Annotated in this window: 11 protein-coding genes and 1 pseudogene; 4 read left to right on the top strand and 8 right to left on the bottom strand. The window is 35.8% G+C overall.

Annotation, left to right across the window (positions count from 1 at the left end):
• Both B5D12_RS08105 and spxB read right to left on the bottom strand, forming a co-directional pair.
• Positions 1 to 746, bottom strand: a 746-nt coding sequence (locus B5D12_RS08105; RefSeq protein WP_159443903.1) for a LysM peptidoglycan-binding domain-containing protein, incomplete at its 3' end; no start/stop codon positions are given.
• Between the two features lie 178 nt (positions 747 to 924).
• Positions 925 to 2,700: a pyruvate oxidase gene (gene spxB, locus B5D12_RS08100; RefSeq protein ID WP_078756345.1), complete on the bottom strand. Its 1,776-nt coding sequence runs from the start codon at positions 2,698 to 2,700 to the stop codon at positions 925 to 927.
• 908 nt (positions 2,701 to 3,608) lie between these two features.
• Between spxB and B5D12_RS08095 the strand changes: the two genes are divergently transcribed.
• Entirely contained in the window at positions 3,609 to 4,031 is a 423-nt protein-coding gene (locus B5D12_RS08095) for a cupin domain-containing protein (protein ID WP_066126928.1), read from the top strand.
• Between the two features lie 361 nt (positions 4,032 to 4,392).
• Here B5D12_RS08095 and B5D12_RS08090 read toward each other — a convergent pair whose 3' ends face one another.
• The 5 genes and pseudogenes from B5D12_RS08090 to B5D12_RS08070 form a co-directional block, all read right to left on the bottom strand.
• Positions 4,393 to 4,866, bottom strand: a complete 474-nt coding sequence (locus tag B5D12_RS08090) for a hypothetical protein (RefSeq protein ID WP_078756344.1) — start codon at positions 4,864 to 4,866, stop codon at positions 4,393 to 4,395.
• A 144-nt stretch (positions 4,867 to 5,010) separates the two neighbouring features.
• Positions 5,011 to 5,763 carry a CBS domain-containing protein gene (locus B5D12_RS08085; RefSeq protein ID WP_159443902.1) on the bottom strand — a complete coding sequence of 251 codons (753 nt, stop codon included), beginning with the start codon at positions 5,761 to 5,763 and terminating at the stop codon, positions 5,011 to 5,013.
• A 228-nt stretch (positions 5,764 to 5,991) separates the two neighbouring features.
• Complete coding sequence (locus tag B5D12_RS08080; protein ID WP_078756342.1) at positions 5,992 to 6,342, bottom strand: general stress protein; 351 nt, start codon at positions 6,340 to 6,342, stop codon at positions 5,992 to 5,994.
• An 822-nt stretch (positions 6,343 to 7,164) separates the two neighbouring features.
• Positions 7,165 to 8,604 (bottom strand): 6-phospho-beta-glucosidase, encoded by a 1,440-nt coding sequence (locus B5D12_RS08075; protein ID WP_078756341.1) that lies wholly within the window; start codon positions 8,602 to 8,604, stop codon positions 7,165 to 7,167.
• A pseudogene (locus tag B5D12_RS08070) lies at positions 8,591 to 9,217 on the bottom strand (histidine phosphatase family protein). Before B5D12_RS08070 ends, B5D12_RS08075 begins: the two are co-directional and overlap by 14 nt.
• 277 nt (positions 9,218 to 9,494) lie before the next feature.
• Here B5D12_RS08070 and B5D12_RS08060 point away from each other — a divergent pair.
• The 3 genes from B5D12_RS08060 (at position 9,495) to B5D12_RS08050 (ending at position 13,269) form a co-directional block, all read left to right on the top strand.
• Positions 9,495 to 10,109 (top strand): GntR family transcriptional regulator, encoded by a 615-nt coding sequence (locus B5D12_RS08060; RefSeq protein WP_078756340.1) that lies wholly within the window; start codon positions 9,495 to 9,497, stop codon positions 10,107 to 10,109.
• Positions 10,110 to 10,228: 119 nt separating this feature from the next.
• On the top strand, positions 10,229 to 11,521 hold the full coding sequence (locus tag B5D12_RS08055; protein ID WP_078756339.1) for a quaternary amine ABC transporter ATP-binding protein: 1,293 nt from the start codon (positions 10,229 to 10,231) through the stop codon (positions 11,519 to 11,521).
• On the top strand, positions 11,521 to 13,269 hold the full coding sequence (locus B5D12_RS08050; RefSeq protein ID WP_078756338.1) for an ABC transporter permease/substrate binding protein: 1,749 nt from the start codon (positions 11,521 to 11,523) through the stop codon (positions 13,267 to 13,269). The genes B5D12_RS08055 and B5D12_RS08050 overlap by 1 nt, the downstream gene beginning before the upstream one ends.
• Before the next feature lie 159 nt (positions 13,270 to 13,428).
• Here B5D12_RS08050 and B5D12_RS08045 read toward each other — a convergent pair.
• On the bottom strand, positions 13,429 to 13,697 hold a 269-nt coding region (locus B5D12_RS08045; RefSeq protein WP_143412072.1), incomplete at its 5' end, for an IS30 family transposase.

The raw sequence follows: 13,697 nt of genomic DNA, 5'->3' as shown, positions 1-13,697 counted from the left end.
TTAGTAGGTTCGTTTTTCTCTGTCGGTTTGGTTTCTTCCTTCGGTTTAGTTTCTTCAACCGGTGATTTAGGTGCAACCTTTCCTACGATAATTTGTTGGTTAGGAAGAATTAAATTACCAGTAATCTTATTCCATTGACGTAAATTATTCAGTGTAACATTATAGCGTTTAGCGATTGACCATAGGGTATCTCCATAGGTAATTCGATGTTTTTTTACTTCCGAAATAGGATTAACCACCGGCTTTGGTACTAATTTTGTGTCTCCTAATGTTTTGGTAGGCACTGCTATAACATCGGCTTTTTTATTGGAATCTTCTTCTGTCTGATCATCCACTTCGGTGCTTACAGCATCTAGAGGTTGTGCTTGCGTGGTTTCTGGTTCAACAATTTTTTCTATATTTGATTCATCAGTTGTTATATTGATATCATCTGATTTATCGGTTGATTCTGTCTGTTCTTTTAATGGTGCTACTTCAGTCAAGAGTTCTTTTGACTCGTCCATTAAAGTTGTGACTTCTGATTTCGCATCAGTTGTTGCATCCTCTAAAATGTCATTCTCGAACTCTATTGAATGTTCGACCACCCCTTCTTGTAATGCTTCTAGTCTTGGCGCGTCTTCTACAATTGTTGTCTCACCATCCATTACCTCTGAAGCTTGCTCTTCTGCTTGAACGTTTTGAACTAATGTTAAAGAGGTAAGGGCCATAACCCCCACTGCAATCCATTGCCCTTTACGTTTTTTCATCAATTTCTTCCCCATCGAACTCTCCCTCTCTAATATATATAAATATTACATTCATATTACAATTATATATCTTTTTTTACCGATTCTCAATGCGTTTTCATAAATCATATTAATTAATCAAACTAGCTAAAAAAACCGCCCAAACTTTTGTTTGGACGGTTTCGATCATTTAAAATGATTATTTAATTGCGCGAGATTGTAAACCTTCTTCTTCTAAGAAGAATCTGAATGGTACTAAATCTTGAGCTTCGTAACGTTCTTTGAAAGCTGCGATTTCTTCTTCAGTCGCTACTTTTGGATCTAATTGTAATACTTCAACTGGAATTGGACGATCTTGAGTGATTTTCGCATCGATCACTACTGTACGACCGTTTTTGTTGTCTTCAACAGCTTTACGCATTACTTCATCCATTTCTTCAATTCTTGTTACAGTATAACCTACAGCACCTTGTGCTTCTGCAATTTTAGCGTAGTCAACGTCTGTAAAGTCAACACCGAATAAGTGTTTGTTGGTATCTTCATATTTGTTCTTAATGAACGCATACTCAGTATTGGAGAAGACAATGTTAATAACTGGTAAGTTGTATTGTACGTTTGTAATCACATCTGGGTATGACATGTTGAACGCACCATCACCCATGATATTAAATACTTGACGATTTGGGTTGTCTTTCTTAGCAGCAATACCACCAGGTAAAGCAATCCCCATTGTCGCGAATAATGGAGAAGTTCTCCACATATTTTTAGGTGTCATGTGTAAGTGACGGATTGAAGTTTGAGTAGAGTTACCTACGTCAATTGAGTAGATAGCATCTTCATCAGCATATTTATTGATTGCTGCATATACTTGGTATAATTGTAACTCACCTTCAGTTTTACCTTCAAGTTTGTTCATGTAGTCACGCCAGTTTTGGTTATTCTTAATGTTAGCTCTCCACCAAGGTGTATCCTCAACAACGTCCATTTTATCCATGATAGCTTTCGCTGCTTCTCCAGCATCACCTAAGATAGCTGCATCTAAAGCATGACGTTTACCTAATTTATGAGGATCGATGTCCACTTGGATAAATTTATCAACGTTTTTGAATGCTTCATATACTTCAGCAAACGGGAAGTTACATCCCATGAATAATACTGTATCTGCTTCGAATACCACTTCGTTAGCTGGTTTCCAACCAACACGGTAAGCTGAACCCGTTAAGCCTTCATAATCCCATTGGAAAGCTTCAAAGTTTTTACCAGTTGTAATGATTGGCGCTTTGATTTTTTTAGATAATTCAGTGATGATTTCACCGTTTTTAACGCCACCGAAACCAGCATAAATAACTGGACGTTCAGCATTTTTTAAGATTTCAACTGCTGCATCGATATCTGCTTCATTTAAACGTGGTGCTAAGTACTCACGTTGGTAAGAACCTGAACCATAGTAAGAATCTGCATCGATTTCAGCGAAACCAAAGTTTACTGGGATTTCAACAACAGCTGGCCCTTTACGAGCAATTGCTGTACGACAAGCTTCGTCAATTACTTTTGGTAATTGTTCTGCATAAGCTACACGTTTGTTATAAACAGCCACACTTTGGTACATAGGGTTTTGGTTTAATTCTTGGAAAGCATCCATGTTTAATTCATTAACTGGACGAGAACCTAAGATTGCGACAAATGGAATGTTATCCATCGCTGCATCGTAAACCCCGTTGATTAAGTGAGTAGCACCAGGTCCACCAGAACCAACTGCAACCCCTAAAGGTCCACCAAATTTATATTGCATTACAGCTGCTAAGGCACCTGTTTCTTCATGGCGAACTTGTAAGAAACGAATATCATCTTGCTCTGCCATTGCATCCATTAAAGAACTTAAAGTTCCTGAAGGGATACCATAAATAGTATCAACACCCCAAGTTTTTAAGACATTTAACATAGCTGCAGAAGCAGTAATTTTACCTTGACTCATTGAATAGTCTCCTCCTAAAAAATGTTAGTAATAATTCCACACAAGCAATAGATTAGCACATTGTTTTAAAGTTGGCTATTAAAATTTCAATGAAAATTCATATTTTTGCCCTATTTAGCGCTTTCATAACAAAATTGTATAAAGAATTACTGAAAAATCATAAAATTGACCTCTATATAATATTATATTTTTAAAAACAGACTATAAATACTGTATCAGTATTCATTCTAAATAAGTTAAAATTATTCAAAAATAAGGTTAAAATCAGTGAATAATTTGGTTTTTTCTGTTCAACATCTGTATTAATACTGTATTACAATTTTTTCGGCATTTTTCAACCTGTTATAAAACAAAAATATAAAAATAGTGACTTCGTTCTACTCTTTTATTTGTCATTTGGACGTCATAAAATATTGTGTTTGGGATTGTATTGTTCAAAGAAATTTTCTCTCTAATCAAACCAACAATTACAACGTTAGCCAGAAAGATATTATCCATGCTATATATACTTCATATAGTAACAGCATCCACTCGTTTCAAGTTTCATTGAATGACTTATTAGACCAGTTACCTCGCAAACAGAATCCTATGATTAATCTCAGTTGTTAATTGAAGAAAATGAGCTGATATTGACTCTCTACTATTGTCTTCTCTATAAATCAAGTTAAACTACCTTATTTTTTATCTGAAAAGATGATATTTAAAGCCTTAATGACAGTAGATCGATAAGTCATGATAAACAGAAATAGCCACTATTCTTATCATTATCATCTTTATTATTCAATTTTTCCTTTTCTAACCTTTTATGCTAATAAAAGAAAGTAAATCTCTTAAGTGTTTCATTTTACTTTTTGCCGAAAGAGTGATATCATTTAATTATAATCATTATAAAAAAGGAGCGATTAGGAATGACTTTTGATATGACAGATCGTGGCAAACAGCCAGTTGTTGAGAATATCGAGGAATGGACAAGCGCAAATGAGAATTACCGTACAACTGTATGGACTGGTAGCAAAATGCAAATGACTTTAATGACTATCCAGCCAGGTGATGATATTGGATTAGAAGTTCATGAAGGCATTGATCAATTCTTACGTATTGAAGAAGGAACAGGACTATGCCAAATGGGTCCGTCCGAAGACAATTTGGACTTTGAAAAAGAAGTTGGACCTGATTTCGCTATTTTAGTACCGGCAGATATGTGGCATAATGTCACTAACACTGGTGATAAACCACTAAAATTATATACTTTATACGCTGGACCTGATCACGTTCCAGGAACTGTGCATCCAACACATGAAGATGCAGAAAACGATCCAAATGAACATTAATTAAAAGAGGAATTGGTAGCTGAAAGGCTACCAATTTTTAATTAACGGGAGTGGGCAAGAAATAGAAAATCAAATGATTTTCGCTTCGTCTGTCCACCCCCGCACAGTTGGAAGTAGACCAGAAGTAGAAAATTGAATAATTTTCGCTTCGTTGGCCTACCCCCGCACAGTTGAGTAGGCCTCAAACAGCGTCTTAATGACTTGTTTGAGGCCACTCAACCACTGCGCTTTTAATTATTGAGCAATAACTTGATTGAATTTATCAATTTTATGCCCAGCTTTTTTGTTTTAAATAAAAATTCCCCCACTGGATGAATGACATTCCTCCAGTGGGGGTTATTAAAAGGGAAGGCTAATTAATTTAATTTGAATCAATGAATCTTTGGTTATGATTTAAAACTAATGGTTTGAAGAAATCATCACCAAATATTTTATTAAATCGTTCATTAAAACTTTTATGCATTTCATTAAATTGATTCATCATTTCATTGTATTGCGCTTCATTTTCTTCTGTAACATCGACCCATCCTGTGTCTTGACCATTAATATTCATTCTCATTTTACGAATGGATTGTGTCTTAGTCACAGGCTCAGATCTAACTGTTGTTAGTTCTTGGTCATTGCGATTGACTTGATAATCCGTTATATCAGATTCTTTTAGGTCTGCTAAATCGACTTGTAATTGTGCGCCATGTTCTTTTAAAAAGGCTAATTTGTCTTGGTCAGAAAGATTTGCATATTTTACAAAATCTTCATGATCGAGGTATGCTATTAATTCACCTTTACCAAACTTAGCACTATCGACTTGAGCAGATACTTTGTAGCGGTCTAGCATGATAACATTTCCCCTTTCATTTTATTCCTTACTTCCTCTACATTTATATTATAATACATTGGTCAAATATAGTCAAGGTTAGTCAAGGTGATGATTCACTTTTCACAAATTATAAAATTAACAAGATTGAACAGGAGGCGTTTGTTAAACTTTGTCTGATAAATGGATATCATTATCAAATAATTGATAAATCAAACTAATATCTGAATTAGTCAAGATTCCAACGATATCGTCAGGTGTATCCATTTCAAGATTTTGCTTTTCACACACTAAAATAACCGTGGATTGCGATTTCTCAAATAGCTCAATTAATTGAAATAGATTATTTTCTTTATAAATTTTAGTGACACGATGATTATTTTCTTCTAATTTTAACACTTCCTCAATCGTAACTGTCGATAAATCCCTACTCAACATTTGTTCATCCGATACCCTATCAGCTAACCAATTGGTAATACCATTTTCTGAAATTAAACCAACATATTGGTGATCATCAAACACCGGAAATTGAGAATAATGTTTTTCTTTAATGACTGAAAGCACTGCTTGTAAAGATTCACCCACCTTAAAAGTGACGATTGTTTCAGCTTTTTGGGATTTTAGGTATTCCATAATCGAAACTGGCGATTTATACTGTGTAATAATCCGCTTCAATGTCTCAATTAAATAGGTTGAAGGTTCAGCTATTTCTGGAATTTCGGTTGTGGTTTGATGCGTCAGTAAATTACGTAGTTGTCTGGCTGCATACAACAAATCCCAATGAACACTGACTGGATTGACTCTAGACTGTGCTTTCGCTTGTTCAAGTAAAATAAACATTGTCTCTTTGGAATTTAATACTTTTTGTAAAGTAATCTCCAATTCATTAAATAATGCTAAAAATTCAGTTTTCGACATTGGGCGCCTCCTATAAAAAAATTCTCTTACCTCTATTATAATGGTCAATGCCATAAAATTCATATTTTAGCTTGAAAACAGCCTTTAACGCTAATAAAAAACAGCAAAGAATAATGAATCTCGCGACTCTCAATTCTTTGCTGACAAAAAATGAAATACTAAACGATTTCGTTATCCGTTTTTCACTCCGGTGGAAGCCACTCGAACTTCATTCCCAACAGTGTTTCCTTAATTTTCTTCATCACTCGCATCGTTTGGAAGATAAAAATCTTCTACCAATACGAGTATGGCGCCTTTTAATACTAATTCTTTATAATTTTCGAACTCTTCAGAATGCTCTTCATCCACTTGCAACTCTGGACTAAAGAAACTCACAACAGCATCCCACCAAGAACTATCCTCATCCAAAATATCTGCTTCATGAATCATGGCTCCTGATCGAGAGACGTCTTCTTTAACATATTGACTATTGATAACAATGGTAATATCTCCTTGATATACACCACTCTTAATTAACTCTTCTACTGCTATTTCCGCTTCTTCAAAAGTATTAAATGAATCATAAATAAACTTTGCCATAATCACTGTACCCCTTTTTAGTATTAATGGTAATATTTAAATCTCGATATTATTTTAATAAACTCTCTAAATCAATTATTTAGTTAGCTATCACGCACGTCTTATATCTTATAGATGATAACTTCATTTTACCACTTAAATGATTTTTTAAGAAATATAATATACTGTAAATCGCTTTAATAAGCCTTTTAAGCTTAATCACAATTATCGTTCGATTCTTTAGTGAACTAATCGCAATTGAGACAATCTGTTATATCACCTTGGGTCTTGACGGTGATTGCGGTTCGGATTTTTAGGATTATAGAGGTCAGATAATATTAAAAATGTTAGAATTTCAAACTCCATCCATTAAGCGATTAGAAGAAATATCATCTCACTGGCCTACTAGAATCCTTTGTGTCTTATGTAAAACTTCAACTGTCTAGTAAAATAAACTACCTATCGAGTAAACTTTGATTTCTACTTGATAGGCTGTTATTTAGGAGTTGATTAAATTCAAAGTTTTCGTTGATTGCCTTTGAGTGTATTGAAATCTCCAGGCTATGTTCTCCAGTGATTCCTTTCTGAACGCCTTTCATCACACTTTCCTAATCCGGTTCTGAAAGGCAGAAAGAACCTCCACTTCGAAAAGTTCATTTGTGCGCAAGTCGCACAGCAGGCTCTTTTGTCCAGTGATTTCTTTCTGAACGCCTTTCATCACACTTTAGTAATCCGGTTCCAAATAGCTGAAAAGACCTCCACTTCGTAATTCCCCCTCGAGTGGTGCACACTCTTCTGGTGAATTCCTCCAGTGATTCTTTTCAAAGCGCTATTTGTCGCACTTTATTCGATACTTGCGCCGTTGGTTGCGATAACTTCTTTATACCAGTCAAATGATTTTTTCTTGGTACGTTTTAGGGTTCCGTTACCTTGGTTATCACGGTCTACATAGATAAAGCCATATCGTTTTTTCATTTCACCGGTTCCAGCTGAAACTAAATCGATACATCCCCATGTGGTGTAACCTAATAATGGGACGCCGTCTTCATTAATCGCATCACGCATTGCTTTGATATGTGCTTTTAAGTATTCAATACGGTAGTCATCTTCTACATAACCATTTTCATCTGGTGTGTCAACCGCACCTAATCCATTTTCGACGATAAACAATGGTTTTTGATAACGATCCCAGATAGCGTTCATCGTAATACGTAAACCTAATGGGTCAATTTGCCAGCCCCATTCAGATGCATCTAAATAAGGGTTCTTAAGTGACTCAAAAATGTTTCCAGCTGTTTTTTCTTTAACTGCTGGGTCCCCTGATGCTACACGACTTGAATAATAAGAGAATGAAATAAAGTCAACGGTATGTTCTTTTAATAATGCTAAGTCTTCTTCCGTCATTTCAACCTTGATGTTTTCACGTTCAAATTTTTTCAATGCATAGTTTGGATATTCGCCACGTGCTTGGACATCGATAAAGAAGTAATTTTCACGGTCTTCTTTCATTGCTTCCCAATAATCTCTTGGATGAGCGGTATTAGGATAATATTGTCCAGCTGCTAACATACAGCCCACTTTATTTTCTGGATCAATTTCATGAGCGATTTGTGTTGCGCGTGCGCTAGCAACTAACTCATGATGAGCTGCTTGGTATTTCACTTGCTCTTTATCTTCACCTGGTTCAAAGTATAATCCAGCGCCCATGAATGGTGCATGTAAAATCATATTAATTTCATTAAAAGTTAACCAATATTTTACTAATCCTTTATAACGAGTAAATAAGGTGCGACATAAGCGTTCGTAGAAGGTTAACATTTTACGGTTACGCCATCCACCATATTTTTTAATTAAGTGCATTGGGCAGTCAAAGTGAGTAATCGTAACTAATGGTTCAATGCCGTGTTTATGACATTCTCTGAATAAATCTTCATAGAATTGCAATCCTTTTTCATTTGGTTCTTCTTCATCACCATTCGGGAAAATACGTGTCCATGCGATGGATAAACGATAGGTTTTAAAACCCATTTCACCAAATAAAGCTATATCTTCTTTGAAGCGGTGATACATATCGATTGATTCTTTTGCTGGGTAAAAATACCCCTCTTCAAAATCAAACATTTTCTTTTCACCGGTAATAATCGGGAAACGATCTTCACCGATTGGTACGACGTCAACGTTTGCTAGTCCACGTCCGTCGACATTATAAGCACCTTCACATTGGTTAGCGGCTGTTGCGCCACCCCATAAAAATCCTTCAGGAAATGTTTTAATTTCTGACATTTTTCTCCTCCTCTGAAATCTTATAAATCTTTTCTGCAACAGGGTCAATAATTTGAACGATGTCAAATTGCCCCTTATCATAAGTATACTCATAAATACCACAATTTGGCATAATTGGAACGGGATCTTTCACTAAATCTAATAGTAAATAGAAAACCCATAACGCTCCACCATGCGTAACCATTATGACATTTTCACCATCAACACTATCTAATGCATTGCTGATGGTATCCTTCATGCGCTTGGCTACTTCGTCTGCCGATTCACCGCCATACGCGACAAAATAATCACCATAGCTTTTAGCACCTGGTTGACGTTTGGGATTTAAGAATTCTGGTTGAGCTTCGAATTCACCAAAATTCCACTCTTTAAGGCCTTTTAAGCGCGTGTAAGTTTGCCCACTAGGTAAAATCAACTCTAAAGTATCACTGGCTCTTTCTTGTGTTGACGAAAAAGCCACATCAAATTGAAGCTGACGATCTTCGAAATATTATTTAGCAGCTAAAGCTTGTTCTTTGCCCAATGCTGTAAGTGGCGAATCACAAGCTCCTTGAATTCTCTTTTGTAAATTAAATAATGTTTGACCATGGCGCATTAAAAATAATCTTTTCATTAGCCACCATCCTTTGCTTAAATTAAACCAAAATGTTTAAATCCGTTATAAATTCCATCATCATCAACCGCGTCAGTAATGTAATCAGCCATTGCTTTGATCTCATCGCCGCCAGAAGCAACTGCCACTCGACTTCACAATATTCTAACATCGGAATGTCAATTTTAGCGTTTGTTTAGTCAGAGGGTTCTTTATATCCAGCCTTAAGTGACTACCTTTCTATTGCATTATGGTCACTTATGGTGCAAAATAGGAATCATACATAGGAGGTGACAAGATGAGTTATGCTAAAACACCCGCATATCAGAAAATCAGTCGAACAATGATTGACCGCATCGCTTCAGGCTATTATCAAGAAGGACAAAAGTTATCGATACGTACGGATATAACCAGCGAATTTAAGGTGTCTCCTGAGACTGCGCGTAAAGCCGTTAATTATCTCGTTAAATTAGGCATCATGCATTCTTACCATGGTTCCGGAACCGTCGTGGCGTCAAAAGATCGTGCAGTGCAATACATCAAAAATAATAAAGACGAAATCATCATTGATCAATTACATAATGAAATCTCTCAAAGTTTATCAGAACAACAACAAACCTGGAAGGTTTTCCAAGACAAAGTAACGCAACTGATTGACTATTCTTATAAAATGAAATTAAATAACCCCTTCAATCCATTTGAAATTTATTTAGACCATAATGCTAAATATCTAGGAAAATCCATCGAGAGTCTTAATCTATGGCCCAACACCCATGCTACCCTTGTGGCACTTGAACGAGAAAATGAATTGATTCTTTCTCCCAATCCAAAAAGTCAGTTAAAAGAAAAAGATATTTTATATTTTATTGGGAAACCGCAAACAATCGCATCAGTAAAAACTTTCTTCTATTAATAACATTGAAAACTAAACTTCGTTTTCATGAAAACTAGTTTGCATCACTTGCAATAAGTGACTATTCTATGTATCATAGGATTGTCACTTATTTAGTTTTTAAGAAAAGGAGAAATGTTTTGACTAAAGTACAAATAAGAAACCTTACCAAAATTTTTGGTAAGAAAACCAAACAAGCACTTGATTTAGTAAAACAACAAGTGCCAAAACAAGAGATATTAAAAGAAACTGGCGCCACAGTTGGTGTCTATGATATTTCAATGGATATTAATGAAAATGAAATTTTTGTGATAATGGGACTATCTGGTTCTGGTAAATCCACTTTAATTCGTTTATTAAATCGTTTAATTGAACCAACTTCCGGAGAAATTTATATTGACGGAAAAGATATTAACAAATTAGACAAAGAGGAATTGCGTCAAGTTAGAAGGGATAAGATCAATATGGTCTTTCAAAACTTCGCTCTTTTCCCACATCGTACCATTTTAGAAAATACAGAATATGGTATGGAAGTTCGTGGACTTGATCCAGAAGAACGGACAAAGCGCGCAGAACAAGCTTTAGAAAACTCGGGTTTACTTGCCTTTAAAGATCAATTCCCTGATCAACTTTCAGGAGGGATGCAACAGCGTGTCGGTTTAGCCCGTGCGTTGGCGAATGATCCTGAGATTTTATTAATGGACGAAGCTTTTTCTGCCTTAGATCCTTTAATTCGTCGCGAAATGCAAAACGAATTAGTAGAACTACAAGATAAAGTTCAAAAAACTATCATCTTTATTACCCATGATTTAAATGAAGCTTTAAGAATTGGTAATCGTATCGCAATTTTAAAAGATGGTCAGTTAATGCAAGTAGGAACCGGTGAAGAAATCTTAACCAATCCAGCGAATGATTATATTCGTGATTTCGTTGAAGAAGTCGACCGTTCAAAAGTATTTACTGCAGAAAACATCATGGAGCCTGCTATCTCGTCGAATATTGATTTAGATGGTCCTCATGTCGCCTTAACACGTATGCGTCAAGAAGGAAGTTCATTGGTAATGGCGATTAACTCTAAACGACACTTATTAGGTTATATCGATGCCGATGATTTATTAAGAGCAAGAAAAGAACATTTACCATTAAACGATGTGATCAATGAAAATGTAACTCGCGTTGAAAAAGATACTTTGGTTAGTGATTTATTTGAATTAACCAATCTATCACCTGCTCCCATCGCTGTTATCGATGAAAACGATCGTCTGATAGGCGTTATCCGTCGTGGTCAAATTATTGATTCCTTAGCAAAATACACTGATGAATCAGATAATGATACCAATACAACGAATTCAGCTGAAACTGATGCTGTTAAAGAAGCAACCACGATTGATCCTGCCAATACTCACACAGCAAGCAAGGAGGTGGCTAAATAATGAATTCAGTTCAAAATTTTCTAACTCAACCCATACCATTGTCTGATTGGGTCAATAGTGCAACTAATTGGATTACCAATACGTTTAGTGAACTATTTAATGTTTTACAATCAATTGGCGAAATCACGATGAATGGTATTACCGATTTATTGACAACTATTCCCGCTCTATTATTTATTATTTTAGCGACTATCGGAATGTATTTCTTATCTAAAAAAAATAAAGGCATTTCTTTATTTACCTTTTTAGGCTTACTTTTCGTCTATAATCAAGGTTTATGGCCAATGTTAATGAGCACTTTAACCTTAGTACTCATTTCAAGTTTAGTATCAATTATCATTGGGATTCCCTTAGGGATTTTAATGGCAAAAAATCAATTAGCAGCGAAAATAATTGCACCGATTTTAGACTTTATGCAGACGATGCCTTCGTTTGTTTACTTAATTCCAGCCGTTGCCTTCTTCGGAATCGGCATGGTTCCTGGAGTGTTCGCCTCAGTTATTTTTGCCTTACCCCCTACGGTTCGTTTTACTAATTTAGGGATTCGTCAAGTACCAAAGGATTTAGTCGAAGCTTCTCAAGCGTTCGGTTCAACAGGGTTTCAACGATTATTTAAATTAGATTTACCCATGGCTAAAGATACCATCTTTGCTGGTATTAACCAAACCACAATGCTAGCCTTATCAATGGTCGTAACGGCATCAATGATTGGAGCCCCTGGTCTTGGTGAAGGTGTCTTAACGGCATTACAAAAAGCGAATATTGGTTCTGGATTTGTCTATGGTGTTTCACTAGTTATCTTAGCGATTATCGTCGACCGCTTTACTCAACTATTAAATCGTCCTCGTGTCGCTAAAACCAAAGAAGAAAAGAAAAAAGCACGTACGAAAACAATAGCTATTAGTTTTGCTGTATTAGCTTTACTAGCTGGTAGTACAGCTTATTCTTACTTAGCTAATGCCAATAAACAAACGGTTACCTTGGCTTCAACTCAATGGGATGCTGATTTAGCCACTTCAACCATTGTTAAGCAAATTCTTGAAGAGATGGGCTACGAAGTTGAAATTAAACCATTAGACCCGGCTATCATGTTCTCCTCAGTCGCTTCAGGTGAAACAGATGGTACACTGGTGCCTTGGTTACCTTACACTCATGCCGCTATTTACGAAGAGTATAAAGACCAAATTGTCGATTTAGGACCCAATACCACCGGTGCTAAATTAGGACTGGCTGTTCCAACCTATATGGAAGACATTCATTCGATCGCCGATTTAACGGATGAAGCCGGAAAAGTCATCACTGGAATTGAACCTGGCGCTGGAATTACGAAAGCAACAGATGAAACAATTGCGACTTATTCAAACTTAGATGGATGGACCCAAAAGACCTCTTCTACTGGAGCGATGACCACTCAATTAGAACAGGCTCTTAAAAATAAACAGGAGATTATTATCACTGGTTGGACACCACACTGGATGTTCGAACGTTTTGATATTAAATATTTAGACGATCCTGAAGGAACAATGGGTGGCGAAGAACAAATTGTCAGCTTTGCTCGTATCGGTTTAGAAGAAGATATGCCGGAAGTATTTCATATTTTAGACCAATTTGAATGGGATATTGCTGATTTGGAAACCATCATGAATGAAATGGAAAACGGTCAACCTGCTGAAACAGCAGCTTCAGAATGGATAGAAAACAATCGTGACACAGTAGATAATTGGATTGAAACAGCAAAACAATCATAAATATTAAAGTAAGAGAGACTAACCACCAAGCACTTGTTTGGGAATTAGTCTCTTTGTTTTTATTTTTATAATTATTTATAAAATAATAATCGGAAATTTCAAGTTGAAGTTAGCCACTTATCGTAAACAATGTGTTACCTACTAACTTACTGTATTGGTCTATCTAGTCAGTGCTTCCTCTTGTCTTGCTTTTTTGAAGGCTTTAGTAAAGACTTCATGAGGTGTTTGATAACCTAATATTTTCCTAGGATAATCATTCATCCATTGTTGTATTCTCAAACAATCCCTTTGAGTTAAGTCACTCATAGAGTTACCTTTTGGAATGAAACGACGAATGAATTTATGTTGATTCTCACTCGTTCCTCTTTCCCAAGAAGCATAGGGATGCGTAAAGTAGACATCTAATACCTCAGATAACCCTTCGTGGA

The sequence above is a fragment of the Globicatella sulfidifaciens DSM 15739 genome, from assembly GCF_900167405.1.
Classification (GTDB): domain Bacteria; phylum Bacillota; class Bacilli; order Lactobacillales; family Aerococcaceae; genus Globicatella; species Globicatella sulfidifaciens.
This window is presented reverse-complemented; position numbering and strand designations above follow the sequence as displayed.

What these genes read in the sequence shown, in the direction of transcription:
- spxB (WP_078756345.1), bottom strand. Translation starts at nt 2,700, where the DNA reads ATGAGTCAAGGTAAAATTACTGCTTCTGCAGCTATGTTAAATGTCTTA.
- B5D12_RS08095 (WP_066126928.1), top strand. Translation starts at nt 3,609, where the DNA reads ATGACTTTTGATATGACAGATCGTGGCAAACAGCCAGTTGTTGAGAAT.
- B5D12_RS08090 (WP_078756344.1), bottom strand. Translation starts at nt 4,866, where the DNA reads ATGCTAGACCGCTACAAAGTATCTGCTCAAGTCGATAGTGCTAAGTTT.
- B5D12_RS08085 (WP_159443902.1), bottom strand. Translation starts at nt 5,763, where the DNA reads ATGTCGAAAACTGAATTTTTAGCATTATTTAATGAATTGGAGATTACT.
- B5D12_RS08080 (WP_078756342.1), bottom strand. Translation starts at nt 6,342, where the DNA reads ATGGCAAAGTTTATTTATGATTCATTTAATACTTTTGAAGAAGCGGAA.
- B5D12_RS08075 (WP_078756341.1), bottom strand. Translation starts at nt 8,604, where the DNA reads ATGTCAGAAATTAAAACATTTCCTGAAGGATTTTTATGGGGTGGCGCA.
- B5D12_RS08060 (WP_078756340.1), top strand. Translation starts at nt 9,495, where the DNA reads ATGAGTTATGCTAAAACACCCGCATATCAGAAAATCAGTCGAACAATG.
- B5D12_RS08050 (WP_078756338.1), top strand. Translation starts at nt 11,521, where the DNA reads ATGAATTCAGTTCAAAATTTTCTAACTCAACCCATACCATTGTCTGAT.